The following is a 21,657-nucleotide window of genomic DNA, read 5'->3' as shown; positions in this document are numbered from 1 at the left end:
CACCACTGCGTCGTCGGCAGTTCTCACGACCGCGGGATGGGTAGTTCACGAAGCGGGTCGCCGCCGTCGATGAAGAGTCGGGCGTCCGCCGTCGTCGCCCTGGCGATCCGCCGCAGCACCCGCTGACCAGCCCGGGGATGCCGCCCGTCGAGGGCACCGACGCGGACGGCGAACACGAGAACGAACGGCTCTTCGTCAGCCTGCAGGACGAAATCTTCGGCGGCGACCTGGCGGACGCTCATGCGGCCGGACGCCGCCGCACCGGCTTCGGCCTGTGCGATGGCGGCAGCGGATCGGTCGATGGCCAGGATGTGGCCGGTGGTGAGCCGAGCCGCGACGGCTCGTGCCGCCGCCCCGGGCCCGCACCCGATCTCGAGGACGCGGGAGTGCGGCTGAAGAGGAAGGGCGTTCACGATCGCGGTGAGGCGGGGCGACAGCGGTGCCGGCATCCCCGGAGGCTAGCCGACGATCACGGTCGGGGCCGATGCGCCGCTCGCGTCGACCGGAGTGACTCAGGGCAGGTCGGCCAGTCGCGCCGCGACCTGCTGCTCGGCCAGTTGCTGCGCGAACTCCACCGGGTGGCGGTCGGGCATCGTCTGCACCTCGGTCACCCCGAGCGTCGCGTACTCGGCCACCTCGGCCACGAACGCGTCGACGTCGGCCAGGGGCGGGCGCATGACCAGCACGGTCTTCTCGATGCGGTCGTAGCCGCGGCCTTCGGCGGCACAGTGTTCGCGCAGCACGTCAAGCTTGTGCGCGACCTGGGCGCGGCTCTCGCCGAACAGGTTGCACGCGTCGGCGTAGCGGGCCACGAGCCGCAGCGTCTTCTTCTCGCCGCTGCCGCCGACCATGATCGGGGGGTGCGGTCGGCTGATCGGCGCCGGCACGCACAGCGTCTCGGTCAGCTGGTAGTGCTTGCCGTCGAACGGGCCGTTGTCGTCGCTCCACATCTGCCGGCAGATCTGCAACGTCTCCTCGAGCCGCTCGAAGCGCTCGCTGACCGGGACGACCGGTACGCCGAGGCCGCGTTGCTCGCGCTCGTACCACGACGCGCCGATGCCCAGCCGTGCTCGCCCGCCGGAGAGCACGTCGAGCGTGGTGACGATCTTGGCGAGCAGGCCCGGGTGGCGGTACATCACCCCGGTGACGAGGGCGGAGAGCGCCATCCGTTCCGTCTTCGCGGCCACGTAGCCCAGGGTGGTGTAGGCCTCGAGCATCGGCTCCTCGGCCGACGTCGTGAACTCCATCTGGAAGTAGTGGTCCATCACCGTGAACGTGGAAACCCCGGCCTGCTCCGCGATCTGGGCGGTTTCCGCCAGGACCGGGGCGATCTCCGACGGGTCGGCGGGCGTGGAGAAGTTCCAGTAGTGCAGGCCGAGCCTCATGCCCATCCCTCCAGTTCCTGGGTGGCTTCTCTCATCATGCCCGGCAGGCACCGGTTGTTCCGCCCATCCGGGCGATGGGAGGCAGCGGTGCGGCGTTGTCCCGGTGAGGCGGGAATCAGTCGCACTGCCTCTGGTTCGCTGGTCATTCCGTTGGTACTGTCGCCGGATGCCGACGGATTTCGTAGCTGGCGGAGTTGACCGCGCCCGCCTCAACAGCCTGCTGGAGCGCGAACGGGCCGAGTTCGTCGACCGGCACCCCCGGTCGGCCGCCGCGTACGCCCGCGCCGAGCACCTGTTCGGCAAGGTGCCGATGACCTGGATGAACAAGAACGCCGCAGGCTTCCCGGTCTACGTGGACCGGGCCCGCGGGTCCCGCCTCACCGACATCGACGGCAACGACTACCGCGACTTCTGCCTCGGCGACACCGGAGCCATGGCCGGGCACTCGCCCGCTCCGGTCGTCGCCGCGGTCACCCGCCGACTGGCCGAACTCGGCGGCGCGAGCACCATGCTGCCCACCGAGGAGGCGGCGACGGTCGGGGCCGAGCTCACCCGTCGATTCGGGCTGCCCGCCTGGAGCTTCACCCTGACCGCCACCGACGCCAACCGGTGGGCGATCCGGCTGCTGCGCGCCGTCACCGGCCGACCCCGCATCCTGGTCAACAGCTACTGCTACCACGGCTCGGTCGACGAGTCCCTGATCGTGGTCGGGCCGGACGGACGCCCGCGCAGCCGTGAGGGCAACGTCGGCGCCCCCTGCGACGTGACCGTGACCAGCCGGGTGGCCGAGTTCAACGATCTGGACGGGCTGGCCCGCGAACTCGCCCACGGCGACGTCGCCGCGGTGCTGATGGAGCCGGCGTTGACCAACATCGGCATCGTGCTGCCCGAACCCGGCTACCTCGACGGGGTCCGCGCGCTCACCCGGCAGCACGGCGTTTACCTCATCAACGACGAGACGCACACCTTCTCCGCCGGCCCGGGCGGCGCCACCGCCGCGTGGGGCCTCACGCCGGACGTCGTCACGATCGGCAAGGCCATCGGCGGCGGCGTCCCGGTCGGCGCGTACGGTCTGTCCGCCGAACTCGCCGCCGCGTTGACCGGCCGCGCGGACCTCGACCTGGTCGACATGGGCGGCGTCGGGGGCACCCTCGCCGGCAACCCGGTGTCGATCGCGGCCACCCGGGCCACCCTGCAGGAGGTGCTCACCGACGACGCGTTCGCCGGCATGATCGACGTGGCGACCGTCTTCGCCGACGGCATCCGCAAGATCATCGACGAATACGCGCTGCCCTGGTCGGTGAGCCAGCTCGGCGCGCGGGTGGAGTACCGCTTCGCCGCTCCGGCTCCCCGCACCGGCACCGAATCGGCGGCCTGCGCCGACGCCGACCTGGAGGACTTCCTGCACGTCTACCTGATCAACCGGGGCATCCTGATGACCCCGTTCCACAACATGGCGCTGATGTGCCCGCAGACCACCGTCGAGGACGTCGCCCGACACCACGAGGTCTTCGCCGACGCGCTCGCCGCGCTGCTCGACTGACCGGCGCGCTGCCATGGCGAGCCAGCGGATGCTGACCGCGGAACGGTCAGCTGCCTGCCCTCGCCCTGGCGTGCGGCCAGGGCGGCATGTCGTCGAGGTCTTCGCCCTCCTCCGCCTTGACCCACCAGCCGGTGTCGTGGATGTAGTGCTCGAGCCACCGCCGGAGACTGGGTGAGTCGATCCACCAGGCGGCGTCCGGATCTCCCGGGTTGGGTTCGAAGAGCAGCACAGTCCCCTCGTCGCTGCGGCAGTCGACGCACGCGTACATGCCGCAGCCCCAGGTGAGGATCGGCAGGACGCCTTTGGGCCAGGCCCACTCGGTGCCGGCGTGCGCGGTGCGCGCTTCGGTGTAGCAGTCCACCGCCTGCTCTTCGGTCGGGCCATCGATCAGGCTGAGCAGCTGGTAGTCGGGGCCGAAGCCGCCGTTGGCGACATCGCGGTAGATCGCGGCCAGCAACGGGTGCAGCGGGAAGCCCAGACGCTGTTCGGCCTCGGCGATCCTGGCGGGCGAGAGCGGAGCGGGCAGGCCACCCCGCAGCGGTACGGTGGGTTCGTCCTCGCCGGCCCGGCGGGCGAGGCGGCCCAGCAGCTCGTGATAGTCGGTCACGGTCGCAGATCATGCCGCGGCGGTCCGACAGCCGCGTCGCGGCGTGGCTCGACTCCGCCGCTCCGCACCCGATCACCTGGCAGGATGGACACCTGTGGATCGGAAACAGGTGACAGACTGGCTCGCGGCCTACGAGCAGGCGTGGCGCACGCCGGGGACCGAGGTGCTCGCCACGATCTTCACCGAAGAGGCGAGCTACCTGCAGGGCCCCTACCGGGCACCGGTCATCGGCCTGCCGGCCATCGCCCGGATGTGGGAGAAGGAGCGCGACAGCCCCGACGAGGTGTTCCACATGACCAGCGAGATCGTCGCGGTCGACGGCAACACCGCAGTGGCGCGCGTGGAGGTCCGGTACGGCGACCCGGTCGAGCAGGAGTACCGCGACCTGTGGGTCATGCGCTTTGCCGAGGACCGGCGGTGCAACTCGTTCGAGGAGTGGCCCTTCCGACCGGCGTAGCCGACCACCCTCCGCTGGCCCACCGGTGAGTCGCATAGGGAATCACCGGACTCGGCGTGAACGCCATCGGCACGTCCGGCCTCCGGTTCGCCGCGCCGCCCATCGTGACTGACCAACGGCTCCGCGGCCGGCCGGGTCGGACTGCCGCTGGCCGGACCGGCCGTCAAATGCCGTGGATCCACACTGGTCCTGACCGTGCGAGCCGGCGAGGGCATCAACATGTCGGAACCGCTGGCCAAGGCGATCGAGAAGGTACTGCAGGTCAGCATCCCCGCAGCGGGCCAGGCGGGTCACCTACGGGCGCCCACGGCATCGCTCGCTCGGGCGGGGTGAGCACTGCTGATCCCGCCGCGCAGCGCAGCAACCGCCACCCCCACGATCCAGATGACGGCGAGCAGCCGCCACAGGACTTCCGCCTTCACGAACGGCGACCAGCCGATCGAGATGATCGACAGGGCCAGCAACGGACCGGCAACGCGGCCATAGTGGAACACCCACCGGGTACGCGTGCCGGACCGCAGGGCGACGACGGACGAGGCGGTGACGAGCAGGGAGAGGCCGAGGAGATGCACCGGGCCGCCGGCGAGCAGGGTGGCCTTTCCGAGCGCCGCGACGACCGCCGCGCCCGCGGATGGCGCGGCCACCAGGAGCAGCAGCGAACAGACCACGGAGAGGAACAGAAATCCGGCGGCTGCCGTCGTCCCCGCGGTCGCGACGGCGGCTTCCCGCCGGCCGGCGGCGGGCTCAAGGGCCGCCCCGACCCGGCGGCCGAACTGGTACAGGGCCACCGCCGCCACCGCCTGCAACGCCGACTGGACGAGCACTGCCGCAAGGTTGTCCTGGTAGAAGGCGCGTAACTCCGCCGCCGACGCGTCCGGCAGGTAGAGGGCCTTGCCGGCCAGGAGGGCGTTGCCGGCGGGGATGCTGGCGATGAAGGCGAGCACGAACAGTATGCCCCACCAACCCCATCGCCGGTCGCTGCGCGTCACCATGCTGGTCACTCCTTCCGAGGTAGCTGCCAGACACGGCGCCTGCCGCGGGCCGTCCCGGCACCGATCCGAAAGGCATGCTGCCCGCCGCAGCGCCGCCGGCCATCCCACCGGAAGCGACACCTGAGCTACGCGCGGCAACGTACGGCCGGTACGCGGAACGCCGTACCGCGGTCGGGTCGGGCGTCAGCGCACGATGACGAGGTTGGCCATGTCGACCAACGGCCGGTAGCCGAGCCTGGCGTAGACCTTGTTGGAGGCCGGGTTCGCCTGGTCGGTGAACAGGCACACCCGCGCACCCTCGTCCTGGATCCGCCGGGACACCTCGGCGACCGCGTTGCTGGCCCAACCGCGCCCGCGCTGAGCCGGCGGCGTGTACACCGGGCCCACCCGCGCGACCCCGAACGACGGCGGGTTCGCCCCCGTCAGGTGCACCGGCTTCCCGTCCTCGTCGACCCAGAACCACATCCGCCCAGCCCGGAGCCGGCGCAGCAACTCCGCCCGTTCGGGCACCTCGTGCGCGCTGACCCCCCGCGGGCGGCCCGCCTGCTCGTCGGCGTCGCCCATGAACGCGCCAAACCATTCCGTCACCAGGTCCACGTCGTCCTCGGTCGCGACCACCAAGCCGCCCGGCACGGGCGCCGGCGGGACCAACGCCCCGAGCTCGTGCAGCCGCGTGTGCTGGCTGACCCGGACCTGGCCCCCATTGAGCCGGGCCAGCTCGGCCGCGCACAGCTGCACGGCGGGAAGAGCCCCGTTGACCGCGAGCACCTCCTCCCCACGCTCGTGCAACACGCGGGCCAGGGCCACGGCCGCGTCGTCCGGCATCGGCAGCAGGAACGGCGGGTACGGCGCGAACGGCGCGGTCCGCATCCCCGCACCGACCACCGCACCGGACTCGTCCCGGACCACCAACCACCAGTCGCGGTCGGGCGGCGCGATCCCCTCGGCCCGCCGCGCCGACATCCGGTGCGCGACACCGGCCACGACCGTGCTGATCACCGGATCGGCGGCCAGATGGTCACCGGCCGCGGCGAGAAACTCGGCCGGATCGGTGCAGAACTGCAGGTGCGAGGTGGCCATCGGGACAGCGGTCATCTGAGAAAACTACCTATCCAGGTGCCGCACCGGCACCGGAATTTTGCCTGGCGCTACCTGGGACGGCAGGAACGAGGCCGGTGGTCAGCGCCGCGCGCCGGGGCCGTCGTCGAGGCCGATGTTGTGGTACCAGCAGCCGTCGGACGGGGCGGTGTCGAAGCGGGCGGCCGCGACAGCGTTGCCGTCCCAGTAGTTGTCGTGGACCCACCCGGACTCGCAGGTACCGGTTCCGGCGATCTGCAGCCCGTGGGTCTGGGTCTGGTGGGGCTGGCTGTCCCAGACCCGGTTGTTGTGGATCGTGGGGCGGTAGGTGGCGGCGGCCAGGGTGATGCCCGCCCGGGTCGGTGGGGAGCCGGGTATCTGGTACGGGGCCCCGGGCGGTGGGGTGCGGTCCGGCCAGGCGGTCGGCGCGCCGGGGCGACGTGGCGCGAGCACCAGCTTGGTCGCGCTGTTGCCCATGACGATGACCCGCCGTCCGTCGGCGGTGATCCACTTGCCGCGATGTCCGTCCGGAACCCAGTTCGCGGACGTGTCGGTCAGCGACCGTTCGGTGTAAGTGACGGTGTCTCCCGCACCGGAGCATGCGGGTGCGGTGCGCCGGCCGTTGTTGCGGATGCGGTTGCCGGCTATGGCGACGTCGGCCAGCGACGAGTCGGCGAGGATGCCCTCGAGCGCGTTGTCCCAGAACTCGTTGTCTTTGATGATCATGTCGGTGGCGGGCTCCTGGGCGCCGCCGGCGAGGTTGTGCTGCCAGTAGCCGTAGCGGCCGTTACGGCTGATGCGGTTGCCTTCGACCGTGTACGGGCCGGGGGTGTTGCCGATGGCGACGCCGTCCCAGACGTTGTCCTCGATCACGCAGCCGGTCACGATGCCGCCCCGCCCGGCGACGCTGGTCGTGCCCAGCGACGACACGTCGTAGCCGGCCTGGTGGTTGCCGATCAGCGTGCAGCCGGACACGATGAGCCCGTCGGTGCCCCAGTCGGAGATGCCGAACCGGTTGCCCTCCGAATGGCAGCCGATCACGCGGATCCCGCGCGGCGGCGTCCAGTCCTTCCCCTGCAACTCGAAGAAGATGCCGCTGGTGCCGTTGCGGATCGTGGTGCACGCGTTGACGGTGCACCGCTCCACCGGCCCCCAGCCGCCGACACCGATGCCGATGCCGGCACCGCCCATCCACTCGCCGTTCTCCAGCCGCCCGCAGTGCTCGATCAACAGGTTGTCGACGAACGTGTCCTGTAGGAAGTCGCAGCCGAAGCCGGTGGCCGCCGTGTCGTGGATGTAGAGATCGTGGAAGCGGCCCCGCCACACGTACTGCAGGCCCAGGCCCTTGGCGAGCACGTCGTACTGGGACAGCCGCACGCCGGAGCCGTCGATCTCGAAGTGCGCGAAGGTGCAGTCAGCGATGTGGTTGTCACGGCTGGCGCCGTGCTTCTGCACAGTGAAGAAGGCGAGGGGAGTCGGGGAGGTCGGATCCCCCGGATTGGCCAGGGCGAACCGGGTGGCGGCCGGGCCCGCGCCGATCAGCGAGACACCGCTTCGCCAAACGGTGCCCTTGTCCCGGATCGAGTACAGGCCGGACGGGCAGTAAATGGTGCGGGGCTGGCCGTCGGCGGCGTAGCCGGCACCGAGCTCGTCGACGAGCCGCTGCAGCGCCGGCTGGTCGTTGGTGGCCCCGTCGCCGGCCAGACCGTGATCCCTGGCGTTGTGGACGAAGGGGTCTGCCGCGAGGCCCGCTGCGGGCACCGTGGTTGCACGAGGTGGACGCATGCCTCCCGGCTGGTGCATGGGCCCTCCAATCCGCGCGGCCGACCGCCGCCGGCGGCAGCCCGAGAGCGGATCGTGGTGGTGCAGGCGGCAGCCCCGGGTCGACGGCCAGCAGAGGGAGTATCCCACCGGCTCGTGCCCCCGCGGCCCGGCTTTCCCGGATGGGCGCGACCTCGTGAATCTGTCCTGATTCAGCCGACGGCGCCGGCCCGACTGGCGGGGCTGGCCGGCACCGTGCTGCCGTAGCGGGAACGCTTCACCCAGGGGGATAGGCGGCCCGGGCACGCTGGGCCTTTCGCGGCGCCGCGCCGTCATCCCAACGAATGAACGTCCGGATTCCGGGAACCCTGTCCCGTCTTCACGCCCAGACGAGAAGGGGTCGCCCTGATGGCAGGAAAGCAGCAGGACGTCGTGGACGTCCTTCTCGACCAGCACAGCCAGATCAAGTCGCTGTTCAGCCGGGTGGCCAGTGAGCCGAAGGGCACCCAGAAGCGCGAGCTGTTCCAGGACCTGGTCCGCCTCCTGGCGGTGCACGAGACCGCCGAGGAGGAGGTCGTGCACCCCGTCGCCCGCCGCCGGATCGACTCCGGCGAGCAGGTGGTCGACAGTCGCCGCAAGGAGGAGGACCAGGCCAAGCGCGAGCTGGCCCAGCTCTACGACATGGGCGTCGACCACCCGGAGTTCAACGCCAAACTGGCGAAGCTCAGCGAGGCGGTGGCGCAGCACGCCGACCGCGAGGAGGCGGAGGAGTTCCGGTCCCTCCGGCAGCAGGTGCCGCAGGAGCAGTTGATACGGATGGCCGGCGCGGTCCGCGCCGCGGAGCAGACGGCACCCACCCGCCCGCATCCGCACAGCGGCGAATCCGCACCGGCGAACCTCCTGGCCGGCCCGCCGCTGGCGGTCTTCGACCGGATCCGCGACGCCGTGCGGGACTGGCGGGAGACACAGCGCGTCCGCTGAGGGGCGTCGCCCACCGCTGAGCGTTCCTGCAACTGCCGCCCCGACTACGTCACGTAACCCACCACCCCTGGACCGGCGCCGTGCGAGCGGTCCCGCTCGTGGCGGGCGTCGCCGCCGCGGCTGCCCGGCTGGCCGGCGCGGCGGCCGTCGCCGGATACCGGCTCGTCGAGCAGACCCTCGAACGGTGACCCGGCCGCGCCGGCGCCCGTCCGCCGGCCGGTCCGCGGGGCGGGAATCCGGCGTTTGGCGCCTTGAGTGACGGGTACGGACGGCAGGTGCAGGCCGCACCAGGAGAGGTGGCAGGGCGATGAACATGAGCCGGATGAGTGATGTCATCGTCGGCGCGGCCGGCAACGTGGCCGGTGCTGTCGCCGATCCCCGGGAAGGACTCACCCGGCTCCGCGCGGCCGCTACCGGGCGTACCGCCACCATCGTGGCCGCCGGGCTGATCATCGGCTATCTCGCGGCTCGCCTTGGTCGTCGCAGGTGACGTCCCCACACGCGGGAACCGGCCCCGTGACGGGGGAGACGCCGGCTCATTTGCAGGTTTGCCGACACGAGCTCTGGTGACTACCGGAGACTCGGGACGTGCCGGTGACACTCCGGACGCGTCGGCACCCGGGACCAGGAGGTTCGACGTGCAGGAGATCGTAGGCGAGACCCTGGCCCGACGGCTGGTGGAGTGGGGCGTCGACACGGTGTTCGGTCTTCCCGGGGACGGCATCAACGGCCTGATGGAGGGCTTCCGCCGGCAGCGGGACAAGCTCAGGTTCGTGCTGGTGCACCACGAGGAGGCGGCGGCCTTCATGGCCACCGGCTACGCCAAGGCGACCGGGCGGATCGGGGTGTGTGCCGCCACCTCCGGGCCGGGGGCGATCCACCTGCTCAACGGCCTGTACGACGCCAAGCTCGACCACGTGCCGGTGCTCGCCCTCACCGGCATGCAGGAGACCTCGGTGCTGGGTTCGCACTACCAGCAGGAGGTGCACACGCCGCTGCTGTACCAGGACGTGGCGGAGGCGTACAACCTGATGGTCACCAACCCGCAGCAGCTGCCCGGGGTGGTCGACATCGCCATCCGGCACGCCCTGGCCCGGCGCAGCGTCGCACACCTGTCCTTCCCCAACGACGTGCAGGTCGCCGCGGCGGGGGCGGACCCGTACCGGCACGTCAGTCCCGGGGAGCCGCCGACGAGCAGCCCGGTGGTGTCGCAGCCCCCGGTGCCGGCGGCGCAGGCCGACCTGGCCCGCGCGGCGGAGGTGCTCAACGCCGGCAAGAAGGTCGCCATGCTGGTCGGCGTCGGCGCCCGTAGGGCGCGCGACGAGGTGCTCGCCGTGGCCGAGGCGCTGGCCAGCCCGATTGTCAAGACGTTGTCCGGGAAGATGGTGGTGCCCGACGACCACCCGCTCACCACCGGCGGTCTGGGCCTGCTCGGCACCAAGCCGAGCGAGGAGCTGATGGAGGAGTGCGACACCCTGCTGATGGTGGGCACCTCCTTCCCGTACGGGAAGTACCTGCCGTCGCCGGGCCAGGCGCGGGTGGTGCAGATCGACATCGACTCGAGCCTGATCGGTCTGCGTCTGCCGATCGACGCGGCTGTCACCGCGGACGCCAAGGTGGCGTTGCAGCAGCTGCTGCCGATGCTCCGGTCCCGGCCGGACCGGTCCTTCCTGGAGAAGTACCAGCGGGCGCGGGACTCGTGGCGCGCGGACATGGCAGCGTTGGAGGACTCGGGACGCGACCCGATCGCCCCGCAGTACCTGATGAGCTGCATCGACGAGGCCGCCACCTCGGACGCCATCCTGACCTGCGATTCCGGCACCATCGCCACGTGGGCGGCGCGGCACTGGACCATTCGCGGCAACCGGGAGTTCTACCTGTCCGGCAACCTGGCCACCATGGCGCCGGGTCTGCCGTACTCGGTCGGCATGCAGCAGGCGTTCCCGGGTCGGCAGGTGATCGCGTTCGTCGGCGACGGCGGCTTCGCGATGCTGATGGCTGAGTTCCTCACCGCCGTCCGGCACGAGCTGCCGATCAAGGTGGTGATCAACAACAACAACGCGTACGGCCAGATCCTGTGGGAGCAGATCATCCTCGGCTATCCCGAGTACGCGGTGCGGCACCGGCAGCCGGAGGCGGACTTCGGGGCCTGGGCGCGGGCCTGCGGCGGATTCGGCGTCAAGGTCACCGACCCGAAGGCGCTGCCCGGGGCGATCCGGGAGGCGCTGGCGCATCCGGGGCCGGCGTTGGTGGACTGCGACGTCAACCCCAACGAGCCGCCCATGCCCGGCAAGGTCCGCTACGAGCAGGCCAAACACTTCACCGAGGCGTTCCTGCGCGGCGAGCCGCACAAGAAGGCGACGCTGGCCAGCGTGGCCCGAGACAAGATCAACGAGTTGCGGTCATGACCCGGGTCACCGCTCGGCCGGTGGCGCTGCCCGACCCGGTGACCCGGTCACCCGCGCCTGCCACCGACGTTGACCTGGCCGCCCTGGCCGCCCGGCTGCGTCCAGTGGTGGACGGCGAGGTGCGGTTCGACGCCGGATCCCGGGGCGCCTACTCGACCGACGGCTCCAACTACCGGCAGCTCCCGCTCGGCGTGGTGGTGCCACGCACCATCGACGCGGCCGTGGCCACGATCGAGGTGTGCCGCCAGTTGGGCGTTCCGGTCCTGTCCCGCGGCGGCGGCACGAGCCTGGCCGGCGAGTGCACGAACACCGCCGTCGTGATCGACTGGTCGAAGTACTGCAACCGGCTGATCGAGGTGGACGCCGACGCGAAGACGTGCCTGGTGGAGCCGGGCATCGTGCTCGACACGCTCAACGAACTGCTGGCCCCGCACCGGCTGGAGTTCGGCCCGAAGCCGTCGACGCACACCCACTGCACCATCGGCGGCATGATCGGCAACAACTCCTGCGGCTCGACGGCGCAGCGCACCGGCAAGACGGTCGACAACCTCGTCGAGATGGAGGTGCTGCTCTACGACGGCACCCGGATGTGGGTCGGCGAGACCAGCGACGAGGCGTACGCCGAGATCCAGCGTCGGGGCGGCCGGCCGGCCGAGATCTACCGCCAACTGCGGGCGCTGCGGGACGAGTACCTGAGCGACATCCGCACCCGCTATCCGGACATCCCGCGCCGCGTCTCCGGTTACAACCTGGACAGCCTGCTGCCGGAGAAGAACTTCCACGTGGCGCAGGCCCTGGTCGGCTCGGAGAGCACGCTGGTCACCGTGCTGCGGGCCCGGTTGAAGCTGGTCCCGGTGGTGCCGGCCAAGGCGATGGTCTTCCTCGGCTACCCGGACATCGCCGCCGCGGCCGACGACGTGCCGCACATCCTGCCGCACCAGCCGGTCGCGCTCGAAGGCCTCGACGACAAACTGATCAACTTCGAGAAGCGCAAGCACCTGCACGCCGCCGCCCTGCACCTGCTCCCCGAGGGCGGCGGTTGGCTGATGGTGCAGATGGGTGGCGGCACGCCGGAGGAGGCAGAGGCCGCCCTGCAGCGGCTGCTGCACGCGCTGCGGCGCGAGAGCGGGCCGACCGTGCACCGCTTCGAGGACGAGGCACACGAGCAGCAGATGTGGGGGGTCCGCGAGGCCGGCCTCGGCGCGACCGCCCGGGTGCCGGGGGAGGCGGACACCTGGGAGGGCTGGGAGGATTCGGCGGTCCCCCCGGAGCGGCTCGGCGACTACCTGCGCGACCTGAACCGGCTCTACCAGGAGTACGGGTTCGAGCAGGCGTCCCTGTACGGGCACTTCGGGCAGGGCTGCGTCCACACCCGCATCCCGTTCAAGCTGACCACCGCCGAGGGTGTCCGGCAGTTCCGCTCGTTCATCGAACGCGCCTCGGACCTGGTGGTCTCCTACGGAGGCTCGTTCTCCGGCGAGCACGGCGACGGCCAGTCCCGGGGAGAACTGCTGCCGAAGATGTTCGGCGACCGGCTGATCCGCGCCTTCGGGCAGTTCAAGGCCATCTTCGATCCCGACGACCGGATGAACCCGGGCAAGGTCGTCGCCCCCTATCCGCTGGACAGCCACCTCCGGCTGGGTGTCGACTACAACCACGGTGACGTGGACACCCGGTTCCGCTACCCCGACGACTCCGGCAGCTTCGGGCGGGCCGTGCTGCGCTGCGTCGGGGTGGGCGAGTGCCGCCGGCCGCACGGCGGGGTGATGTGCCCGTCCTACATGGTCACCCGTGAGGAGGAGCACTCCACCCGAGGCCGGGCGCGGCTGCTGTTCGAGATGCTCGACGGCACCGCCCGGGGCGGTGTCATCGCCGACGGCTGGCGCTCCCACGCCGTCCGGGACGCCCTCGACCTCTGCCTGGCCTGCAAGGGGTGCAAGGCCGACTGCCCGGTCAACGTCGACATGGCGACCTACAAGGCGGAGTTCCTGTCCCACCACTACCAGGGCCGGCTCCGTCCCCGGGCGCACTACTCGATGGGCTGGCTGCCGCTCGCGGCGGCGGTCGCCGGCCGGGCGCCCCGGCTGGTCAACGCGTTTGCGCAGGCCCCCGGCCTGGACCGGCTGGCGAAGCTGGCCGGCGGTGTCGACCAGCGTCGGGAGATCCCGCTGTTCGCCGCCGAGAGCTTCCAGCGTTGGTTCGCCCGGCGTACCCCGGGCGGCGACGGCTCGCGCGGCGAGGTCCTGGTGTGGCCGGACACCTTCACCAACCACTTCCACCCCGGCATCGCGCAGGCCGCGGTCGAGGTGCTGGAAGCGGCCGGCTGGCGGGTGCGGGTGCCGGAGCAGGCCGTCTGCTGCGGGCTGACCTGGATCTCCACCGGGCAGCTCGGCGTCGCCAGACGGGTGATCCAGCGGACCGTCGACGTGCTGCGCCCGCACCTGCGGGCCGGCACCCGGATGGTGGGCCTGGAACCGAGCTGCACGGCGGTCTTCCGCAGTGACGCCCGGGAACTCTTCCCCGACGACGAGGACATCTCCCGGCTGCGGGAGCAGACCGTCACCCTGGCCGAGCTGCTGCACGACCACACCCCCGGCTGGCGGCCGCCCAGGCTGCCCGCGCACGCGCTGATCCAGACCCACTGCCACCAGCACGCCATCCTCGGCACCGGCGCCGAGCAGGCGGTGCTCGCCGCGGCCGGGGTGCAGGCGGACTTCCTCGACTCGGGCTGCTGCGGCCTGGCCGGCAACTTCGGCTTCGAGACGGGGCACTACGAGGTCTCCGAAGCGTGCGCCGAGCGGGTGCTGCTCCCATCCGTGCGGGACGCCGCCGACACCGACGTCATCCTGGCCAACGGCTTCAGCTGTCGTACCCAGGTCGAACAGGGCGCGTCCGGGGGACGGTCGGCGATCCACCTCGCCGAGCTGCTCCGGGCCGGCCTGCACGGCGACCCGGTGACCGCCCGTCCCGAGCGACAGTGGGCACGGCGCCCGGACCGGCCGTCCCGCGCCGCTCGGCTGCTCGCCACCGGCTCCGTCGGGCTGGCCGCGCTCGCTCCCGCCGCCGCGCTCGCCACCCGGCTGCGGAGGCGGTGACGGCGGCCCGGCGGGCCGCCGCGGCCCAGGGCGACGGCCACCGGACGGCCGGTCAGCTGGGTGGCGAACAGGGCACCGCCTGACCGAGCGTCACCGCGGTCTCCAACATCAGCGCGTGCACGAACGCCTGCGGCAGATTGCCGCGCAACTGTCGCTGCTGCACGTCGTACTCCTCGGTGTACAGCCCCGGCGGACCGCAGGCGACGCGGGTGCGTTCGAACCACCGGTTCGCCTCGACGACGTCACCGGCCTGCCACGCGGCCAGCGACGCCGCGTAGCCGCAGAGCAGAAAGGCGCCTTCCGCGTCCCCGAGCGGCCGCGCGTCGGGACGGAACCGGTACAGGTAGCCGTCACACTCCAACTCCCGCAGGACCGCTCGCCGGGTCACCTCGGTCCGCGGATCGCCCGCCGGCAGCGCCCCCCGGATCCCGGGGAACAGCAGCGCCGCGTCGACCCGCTCGTCGTCGTACGCCCGCTGCCAGCGCCCCGACCGGTGGCGGCCGCGCGTGGCCGTGTCGGCGAGGACGGCGTCGGCGAGGGCCACCCACCGCCCGCCCAGCCCGGCCGGCGCGACCCGGGCCGCCGCCCGCAGCCCGGCCACACACATCAGCTTCGAGTGGGTCCACCGGCGGGGCGACAGCTCCCAGATGCCCGAATCGGGCTCGCCCCAGCGGGCGCCGATCACCCGCGCGGCCACCTCCATCGCCCGCCACGCGGCGTCGTCCAGCCGGTCGTGCCGACCGCCGATCGCCAGCAGCAGCAGGACCTCCCCGAGCACGTCGAGCTGGAACTGGCCGCCGACCCAGTTGCCGACCCGCACCGGCGCGCCCGGATAGCCGGGCAGGAAGGCGAGTTCCTCCTGCGGCGGCACCGGACGGCCGTCGACCGTGTAGGCGGGGGCGAGCCGGTCCCCGTCCGCCAGCACCCGCTCAGTGACGAATGCGACCGCGTCGTCGAGCAGGTCGTACCGTCCGACCAGCGCGCCGGCCCGGCCGGCGAAGGACTGATCGCGCAGCCAGGCGTAGCGGTAGTCGTAGTTGCGCCCGGCCAGCGCCCGCTCCGGCAGCGACGCGGTCGCCGCCGCCACCATCCCACCGTCCGGCTGGGTCAGGCCGCGCAGCACCGCGTACGCGAAGACCGCGTCCCGCTGCGCGGGACCGCCGGCCAGGCCCGGCACCGCCTGCCGCCAGGCATCCTCGGTGGTCCGCCACAGCCCGTCGGGCTCGGGCGGCGCGTCCTCGAGCGGGCGGGTGGCGATCTCCAGCACCAGATCGTGCCGGCCGCCGGCCGGTACGATCAGCTCGCCGCACAGCAGGCCCTCGCTGCTCTGCCCGAGCATCTCGCCACCGGTGTGCCGCAGGTACAGCCCGCCGGTGCGAGCCAGCCAATGCCGTCCCGCCCGGCGCACCTCGCGTACCGGCTCCCGGCCGAAGTCGGCCCGCGGATCCAGCCGGACGTGCACGACCGCGTCCCCGTCCACCGCCTGGACCTGCCGCAGCAGCACGATCCGCTGCCGCTCGCCGGGGAAGAGCAGCGCCTCCCGGCACTGGATGATCCCGTCCGTGGTCACCCACCGGCTCACCCAGATCAGGGAGGCAGCCTCGTAGTGCCCGCCCCAGACGAACCGCCGGTTCGCCGGCGTCACCAGGTAGTCGCCCCGGCCGCCGAGCAGTCGGCTGAAGACCGGCGGATCGGCCCAGCCGGGGGCGCAGAGCCAGGTGACGTTGCCGTCCGGGCCGACGAGCGCGCCTCGGCGGCCGTCGGCGATCAGCGCGTACTCCCGCAGCACGTGCGGGCCCGCGACAGCCACGGCCGCAGCCTGGTTCGGCCCCTCGTCCTGATCCAGTGCCGCACCTCCCAGCAGGGTCGCAGGGCACTACCCGTCCCGTACGGCTGTACACCTGGATCCGGCACGCGTGGTTACCCGGGCAGGCGCCGGGGTAGCCGGTAGAGGACAGGCGACACCGGGAGGGTGACATGCGGCGAACCAGACGGGACGCGAAGGTTGCGGTGATCACCGGCGCGAGCGCCGGGGTGGGGCGAGCGACCGCCCGGCTGCTGGCCCAGCGGGGCATCGCCATCGCGCTCCTGGCCAGGGGGCGCACCGGCCTCGACGCCGCCGCCGCCGAGGTCCGGGCGGAAGGCAGCCGGGCCCTGCCCGTCGAGGTGGACATGGCCGAGTACGACCAGGTCGTCGCCGCCGGGCAGCGGGTGGCGGACGAACTCGGGCCGATCGACCTGTGGATCAACAACGCCTTCAGCTCCGTCTTCGCGCCCTTCCAGGAGACCCGGCCGGAGGAGTTCCGGCGCGCCATGGAGGTCACCTACCTGGGGTACGTGCACGGCACCCGAGTCGCGCTCGCCCACATGACACCTCGCAACGAGGGGACGATCGTTCAGGTCGGGTCGGCGCTGGCCTACCGGGGGATCCCGTTGCAGGCCACCTACTGCGGGGCCAAGCACGCCATCGTCGGGTTCACCGAGTCACTGCGGTGCGAGCTGATGCACGACCGGAGCAAGGTGCGGGTGACCATGGTCCACCTGCCCGCGGTCAACACACCCCAGTTCGACTGGCTGCTGTCCCGGCTGCCCCGCAACGCCCAGCCGGTGCCGCCGATCTACGAGCCGGAGGTGGCGGCCCGGGCCATCGTGGGCGCCGCGGACCGGCCCGGCCGCCGCGAGTACTGGGTGGGCGTCTCCACCGCCCTGACCATCCTGGGCAACCGCATCGCGCCCGGCCTGCTCGACCGCTACCTGGCCCGTACCGGGTACCAGTCCCAGCAGACCGACCAGTCGGCCGATCCGCACCGGCCGGCGAACCTGTGGCAGCCGGTCGACGGCCCGGACGGCCACGACTTCGGCGCCCGGGGCAGCTTCACCGGCCGGTCCCACAGCCACAGCCCCCAGGCCTGGCTGTCCCGGCACCGGCTCGTCGCCGCCGCCGGTTTGACCGTGGCGGCGGGCGCCATCGGCACCCTGGTCGCCGCCCGCGACTGATCCGCCGCCGCGCGGCCGGGGCAGCGCGACCCTGGGCCCGTGCCCCTACCAGGTCACCGGCAGGGCCGTCGGGCCGAGGATCGCGTGCCCGGCCTTCCACCGCACCTCGTCGGCGGGCACCGCGAGCCGCAGGCCGGGGAGTTCCCGCAGCAGCAGAGCGATCGCGGTACGGACCTCCAGGGCGCCCAGGTGCGCGCCGATGCAGTAGTGCGGGCCGTATCCGAAGGAGAGGTGCGGATTGGGATCGCGGTCGAAGTCCATCCGCTCCGGATCGGGGAAGACGTCCGGATCGCGGTTGGCGGCGTCGTGCGAGGGAATGACGATGTCCCCTTCGGACAGCCGCGCGCCGCTCGGCAGCCGCACGTCCGCCATCACCCGGCGCGGCATCTCGTCGCCGTTGGAGGTGGAGTAGAGCCGCTCCAGCTCGGTGACGGCGGAGTCCACCTTCTCCGGGTGGTCGAGCAGGTACTCCCATCCCGTCCGGTCTCCGGAGTAGGGACGGGTGCGCAGCACGTGGACGAACGTCGCGATCGAGCTGGCGGCGGTCTCCCAGCCACCCACCACCAGCGAGATCGGCAGCTTGATCTGGACGTCCATCGGCTGGTCCGCGGCGGTCGTCGCGATCTGTGTCAGCAGGTCGCCGGCGGGGCACTCCCGCCGCCGCTCGAGCTGGCCCCACAGGTAGCCGCCCATCTCGACGGCCGACCGGGCGGCCTCCTCGCGGCTGAGATCGCCCGCGCCGAGGAACATGTCGCCCCACCGGCGGAACTGCAGCCGATCCTCGCCGGGCAGGCCGAGCAGGTCGCAGATGACGTCCAGGGTGAACGGGATGGCGAAGTCCCGGACCAGATCGGCCGGGCGGCGAGCGGTGGTCAGCGCCACCAACTGGGCCTCGGCGGCGGTCCGCACCATGGCGCTCAGCTCGGCGACTGCCGGTTTGGTGAAGGAGTCCTTCACCGTGCCGCGTACCGTCGCGTGCTCCGAGCCGTCCATCCCGAGCATGGTTCCCGTCACGTCGATCTGGTCGGCGGGCGCGGCGGCGGCCCGGGAGAACACGTCCTGGCGGCGCAGCACCTCCCGCACGTCCGCGTAGCGGCAGATCAGCAGTGCCGGGACCAGCTCGCCGGCGACCTGCCGGACCACGGGTACGACGCCCGAGCCGGAGGCGGCGAGCCGGGCGTAGTGCGGGTGCTTCTCCGGGCCGGGCGGCCGGTTGACGCCATCGGCGTCGACGTAGAAGGGGTGAGGCAATCCAGCGTTGACGTCCGGGGCGATCATCGCCCCACGATCTCATCGGCAAACATCACTATGCAACTTGTTGATCACCCTGGGTGATGGCAGTCCGGGCAGGTGATTCAAGAGGCCCGGTCGGCGCCGGAAAAGTGGGGCCGTCGCGATCGGCGCCCTATCGAAGGACCAGCAGGTCCAGGGCATCGATCACCGGCCCCTGCTCCGATCGCGCGGCCCGGTGAAGCCGGGCCAGTCCGGCGGCGTACTCGTCGTCGGTGATCAGCTGCAGTGGCGTGTGCGCCTCCCGGCGCAGGTTTGCCGCGAACTCGCGCAGCGACGGCGAAGCCGTCTGGGGGACCTGCTCGAATCCGGTGACGGCGAAGCCGCACGCGCCGAAGGCCCCTTCGACCTCGCCCACGCTGGGATACGTGTCCAGGACGCGGATGGCCTCCGGGAAGAACCGGAACAGCCCGATCGCCTGGTGCCGGCCGGCGAAGGCCGACCGGATCAGCACCGGGCCGCCGCCGCGCACCACACGACGCAGTTCCCGCGCCGCGGCCGTCAGGTCCGGTACGTGGTGGACCACGGTGGACAGCCAGGCCGCGTCGACGCTGTCATCGGGCAGGGGAATGTCGGCGGCCTCGCCCGGGAGCAGGTGCGGATGGATGCAGCGGGCGCGCATCGCCTCGGCCGGCTCGACCGCGATGACGTCCAGGTCGTCGTACCAGTCGGTGAAGGCCGCGGCCCACATTCCGGTGCCCGCGCCGAGGTCGAGCATCCGCATGCCGGGTCTGGGTTGGAGGTGCCGGCTCACCGCCGCGCGCCAGGCGGCCAGTCCCTGGTCAGGCAGGTGGCGGGTGGCGGCGAACGCCGCGGCGTCCCGGCCGTCGTACGCGATGCGGGCCATGGTGTCGACCCAACCCGGTTGCCCTGCGCTGTGACAAGGATGGATGGCCCGATTCACATCCGCGCGGGACCGGCCGGGTCGGCGGACCGCCGACCCGGCCGGGGTCTCATCGCGGTGTCAGCGCAGGGCGGCCGCGGCTGCCGGCCAGCTGTCGGTGAAGACCTGGGCCGTCGTCGCGCTCCGGAGGGTGGAGCGGAAGTACGAGTCGACCGTCGCGGCCTCGCCGGCACTCGGGTAGGGGTTGGTGCAGCCGGTGCCGGCGCTGCCGCCGGACATCAGGATGGCGCAGTTGCCGTTGTAGTTGTCGGCCAGGCCGAGGATGTGCCCGATCTCGTGGGTCATGATCCGCAGCGGGGAGTACTGCTGCGCCTGGTTGTAGTCGATGACCACGTAGCCGTTGCCGAGGCTGTAGCGGACCGCGTACGAGCCGCCGCCGTAGGTGTAGTAGATCATCAGGTTCGAGCCGCACTGGGCCATGTTGATGTTGTTCGTGGCGTTGTTCCAGATCGTGGCGGCCTGGTTGGCATACCCGGCGAACGGTCCGGCCTGGCTGGTGTTGTAACAGACGTTGCGGACGGCGGCGGAGGCCGGGGCCGATTCGACGGCGACGACACCGAGCGCCGTCACCGTCGCGGCGGCGAGGGTGGCGAGGATCCGGGACATCCTGGGCAGGCGCATGTTCACGCTCCAAACGAGGACGGGTTGAGCGGGGACCAGGCGAGCCTATAAATAGACTAAGATCGATATCAAGACTGTCTATGTGATCGGCTGAAAGGTACTGATCAGCCCTCGGTCGAGAACCACCGCTGTGCGAGGTCCGCGGTTCGCCGGCGGACGCGGGCGATCCCCTGCGGGCTGTTCAGCGCCGCGAAAGCCGGCCACAGGAAGACGAAGGCGACGAGTTCCTCCGCCAGCAACGCGCGCCGCAGCGCCCGGCGGTCGCATGCCCGGGCGTCCAGGTACGCGTCGACCAGCGCTGGGGGGATGGTGGCGCCGGTGGGTGCGGCGCGGACGCTGAGAAACGCCAGATCGGAGCCGGGGCGACCGACGCCCGCCGCCTGCCAGTCGCAGAAGACGATGGCGCCGGCGGAGTGCACGAGGTTGGCCGTGTGGCAGTCGCCGTGGACGAAGGCCGGCGGCAACGCCCGTAGCTGCTCCATCAGCTCGGCGCGCCGGGCGAGGAGTTCGCCGAGCTGGGGGAGCGTCGATGCCCAGAAAGAGTCGATCTCGGCCAGGTTCGGGTCGGTCAGAGCTTCCTGGAGGGCATCGGGGCGCTGCCAGTCCGTGCCCGTCGGTATCGGCATGTCGTGCAGGCCGGCCAGGTCCCGGCCTAGGGCGGCCCAGGTGCCCGTTGTCCACTCTGGCACCCGTCGGGTCTCGCCCGCCGCCGCCAGTAGCACGGCCAAGCCGTCCTCGGCGTCCAGGCAGTCGAGCAGCGTCCCTGATCAGCTTAGCGATCCTGAGTCGGATTGAGTTTCCGGGATCGTTTCCCACCGTGGTGGGGTCGCGTGGGCGTGGAAGTGGAATCCTGCGCCCAACGCGGCTCCTCGTGGCTGGTGGCCGGTGGTGGGTGTGCTGATCGTTGTCACGCCCTGGTGTCGGTGGGCTGCGCGGGGCAGCCTTGGCCGGTCCGTTGGTGCGTGTCCCTCCGGACGCTTACCCGCCAGGCTGTGGGGCCGGGTGGGGGAGGGTGCCCTGCGTCGCCTGGGCGCGGGGCGTGGTGCCTTGCGCCGGGTGGGGCCGGTCTTCGACCGGTCCCCCCGGTGGCTTGTCGTGATGACCGCGGAGGCTTCAAGCTTGTCGACCACGCCGCGGATGACCATGTGCCCGCTGGCCTTGTCGATGACGGTCTTTGCCTGATGCGTCAGGCCGCGGGCGGCAATGCGCCGCCAGGCACCCTGGTCGCGGTCGCCCTGCCATCGGCAGGACTGGTGGGGGCAGACGGCCCACTTCCAGCCCGCCACCGTGGGCTTGTCGGGGGCCTTGCGATGCTGCAGCGGAGTCAGGCATTGCGGGCAGTGCTTCGAGGTGTTGCGGGCAGGCGTGGTGACGACGGCGATACCGGTCTCGGCGGCGAGGTGCCGCATCCGGTCGACGATCTGCCCACGGACCTGCTGCGACAGCCGCGTGTTCAGCGTGGCGCCCATGCCCTTGGCCTCCATCGACCGCAGGTCTTCGACGTAGATGACGCTCGCGCGGGAGGCGATGGCCTGGTCT

19 protein-coding genes are annotated in these 21,657 nt (G+C 71.9%); 7 read left to right on the top strand and 12 right to left on the bottom strand.

Features of this window, described 5'->3' with window-relative positions:
• Nucleotides 1-23 precede the first annotated feature (23 nt).
• Together ACY34I_RS33970 and ACY34I_RS33965 are read right to left on the bottom strand one after the other, a co-directional pair.
• Nucleotides 24-449 (bottom strand): methyltransferase domain-containing protein, encoded by a 426-nt coding sequence (locus tag ACY34I_RS33970; RefSeq protein WP_462759260.1) that lies wholly within the window; start codon nt 447-449, stop codon nt 24-26.
• A 63-nt stretch (nt 450-512) separates the two neighbouring features.
• Nucleotides 513-1,385, bottom strand: coding sequence for an LLM class F420-dependent oxidoreductase (locus ACY34I_RS33965; RefSeq protein WP_462759259.1), 873 nt, complete (start codon nt 1,383-1,385; stop codon nt 513-515).
• A 166-nt stretch (nt 1,386-1,551) separates the two neighbouring features.
• Here ACY34I_RS33965 and ACY34I_RS33960 point away from each other — a divergent pair, with 166 nt between their 5' ends.
• Entirely contained in the window at nt 1,552-2,928 is a 1,377-nt protein-coding gene (locus ACY34I_RS33960) for a transaminase (protein ID WP_462759258.1), read from the top strand.
• Between the two features lie 46 nt (nt 2,929-2,974).
• On the opposite strand, the gene ACY34I_RS33955 is transcribed toward ACY34I_RS33960, so the two are convergent.
• Entirely contained in the window at nt 2,975-3,535 is a 561-nt protein-coding gene (locus tag ACY34I_RS33955) for an SMI1/KNR4 family protein (protein ID WP_462759257.1), read from the bottom strand.
• A 109-nt stretch (nt 3,536-3,644) separates the two neighbouring features.
• Between ACY34I_RS33955 and ACY34I_RS33950 the strand changes: the two genes are divergently transcribed.
• Nucleotides 3,645-3,992, top strand: a complete 348-nt coding sequence (locus ACY34I_RS33950; protein ID WP_462759256.1) for a nuclear transport factor 2 family protein — start codon at nt 3,645-3,647, stop codon at nt 3,990-3,992.
• Nucleotides 3,993-4,282: 290 nt separating this feature from the next.
• Here ACY34I_RS33950 and ACY34I_RS33945 read toward each other — a convergent pair whose 3' ends face one another.
• The 3 genes from ACY34I_RS33945 to ACY34I_RS33935 form a co-directional block, all read right to left on the bottom strand.
• Nucleotides 4,283-4,984 carry a hypothetical protein gene (locus tag ACY34I_RS33945; protein ID WP_462759255.1) on the bottom strand — a complete coding sequence of 234 codons (702 nt, stop codon included), beginning with the start codon at nt 4,982-4,984 and terminating at the stop codon, nt 4,283-4,285.
• 183 nt (nt 4,985-5,167) lie between these two features.
• On the bottom strand, nt 5,168-6,079 hold the full coding sequence (locus tag ACY34I_RS33940) for a GNAT family N-acetyltransferase (RefSeq protein WP_462759254.1): 912 nt from the start codon (nt 6,077-6,079) through the stop codon (nt 5,168-5,170).
• Between the two features lie 84 nt (nt 6,080-6,163).
• Nucleotides 6,164-7,846 carry a right-handed parallel beta-helix repeat-containing protein gene (locus ACY34I_RS33935; protein ID WP_462759253.1) on the bottom strand — a complete coding sequence of 561 codons (1,683 nt, stop codon included), beginning with the start codon at nt 7,844-7,846 and terminating at the stop codon, nt 6,164-6,166.
• A gap of 384 nt (nt 7,847-8,230) precedes the next feature.
• Between ACY34I_RS33935 and ACY34I_RS33930 the strand changes: the two genes are divergently transcribed.
• The 4 genes from ACY34I_RS33930 to ACY34I_RS33915 all read left to right on the top strand — a co-directional run bounded on the left by ACY34I_RS33930 (nt 8,231) and on the right by ACY34I_RS33915 (nt 14,306).
• Nucleotides 8,231-8,803, top strand: a complete 573-nt coding sequence (locus ACY34I_RS33930) for a hemerythrin domain-containing protein (RefSeq protein WP_462759252.1) — start codon at nt 8,231-8,233, stop codon at nt 8,801-8,803.
• 322 nt (nt 8,804-9,125) lie between these two features.
• Nucleotides 9,126-9,293 carry a hypothetical protein gene (locus tag ACY34I_RS33925; RefSeq protein WP_187413664.1) on the top strand — a complete coding sequence of 56 codons (168 nt, stop codon included), beginning with the start codon at nt 9,126-9,128 and terminating at the stop codon, nt 9,291-9,293.
• A 148-nt stretch (nt 9,294-9,441) separates the two neighbouring features.
• Nucleotides 9,442-11,211: a thiamine pyrophosphate-dependent enzyme gene (locus tag ACY34I_RS33920; RefSeq protein WP_462759251.1), complete on the top strand. Its 1,770-nt coding sequence runs from the start codon at nt 9,442-9,444 to the stop codon at nt 11,209-11,211.
• Nucleotides 11,208-14,306 (top strand): FAD-binding and (Fe-S)-binding domain-containing protein, encoded by a 3,099-nt coding sequence (locus tag ACY34I_RS33915; protein WP_462759250.1) that lies wholly within the window; start codon nt 11,208-11,210, stop codon nt 14,304-14,306. The genes ACY34I_RS33920 and ACY34I_RS33915 overlap by 4 nt, the downstream gene beginning before the upstream one ends.
• A 52-nt stretch (nt 14,307-14,358) precedes the next feature.
• Here ACY34I_RS33915 and ACY34I_RS33910 read toward each other — a convergent pair whose 3' ends face one another.
• The gene (locus ACY34I_RS33910) at nt 14,359-16,116 is read right to left on the bottom strand and encodes a glycoside hydrolase family 15 protein (protein WP_462759249.1); all 1,758 of its coding nucleotides are present in this window, start codon (nt 16,114-16,116) and stop codon (nt 14,359-14,361) included.
• A 167-nt stretch (nt 16,117-16,283) separates the two neighbouring features.
• Here ACY34I_RS33910 and ACY34I_RS33905 point away from each other — a divergent pair, with 167 nt between their 5' ends.
• Nucleotides 16,284-17,303 carry an SDR family oxidoreductase gene (locus tag ACY34I_RS33905; RefSeq protein WP_462759248.1) on the top strand — a complete coding sequence of 340 codons (1,020 nt, stop codon included), beginning with the start codon at nt 16,284-16,286 and terminating at the stop codon, nt 17,301-17,303.
• A gap of 45 nt (nt 17,304-17,348) precedes the next feature.
• Here the strand turns inward: ACY34I_RS33905 and ACY34I_RS33900 are convergent, their stop codons facing one another.
• The 5 genes from ACY34I_RS33900 to ACY34I_RS33880 form a co-directional block, all read right to left on the bottom strand.
• Nucleotides 17,349-18,581 (bottom strand): cytochrome P450, encoded by a 1,233-nt coding sequence (locus ACY34I_RS33900; RefSeq protein WP_462759247.1) that lies wholly within the window; start codon nt 18,579-18,581, stop codon nt 17,349-17,351.
• 127 nt (nt 18,582-18,708) lie between these two features.
• Nucleotides 18,709-19,440, bottom strand: coding sequence for a class I SAM-dependent methyltransferase (locus tag ACY34I_RS33895; protein ID WP_462759246.1), 732 nt, complete (start codon nt 19,438-19,440; stop codon nt 18,709-18,711).
• Nucleotides 19,441-19,557: 117 nt separating this feature from the next.
• On the bottom strand, nt 19,558-20,118 hold the full coding sequence (locus ACY34I_RS33890; protein WP_462759245.1) for a snapalysin family zinc-dependent metalloprotease: 561 nt from the start codon (nt 20,116-20,118) through the stop codon (nt 19,558-19,560).
• 104 nt (nt 20,119-20,222) lie between these two features.
• On the bottom strand, nt 20,223-20,840 hold the full coding sequence (locus ACY34I_RS33885) for a phosphotransferase family protein (protein WP_462759273.1): 618 nt from the start codon (nt 20,838-20,840) through the stop codon (nt 20,223-20,225).
• Nucleotides 20,841-20,885: 45 nt separating this feature from the next.
• The coding region (locus tag ACY34I_RS33880) for a zinc ribbon domain-containing protein (RefSeq protein WP_462759244.1) at nt 20,886-21,657 on the bottom strand (772 nt) is incomplete at its 5' end.

The organism is Micromonospora sp. RTBAU3-60 (assembly GCF_054963695.1).
This window is presented reverse-complemented; position numbering and strand designations above follow the sequence as displayed.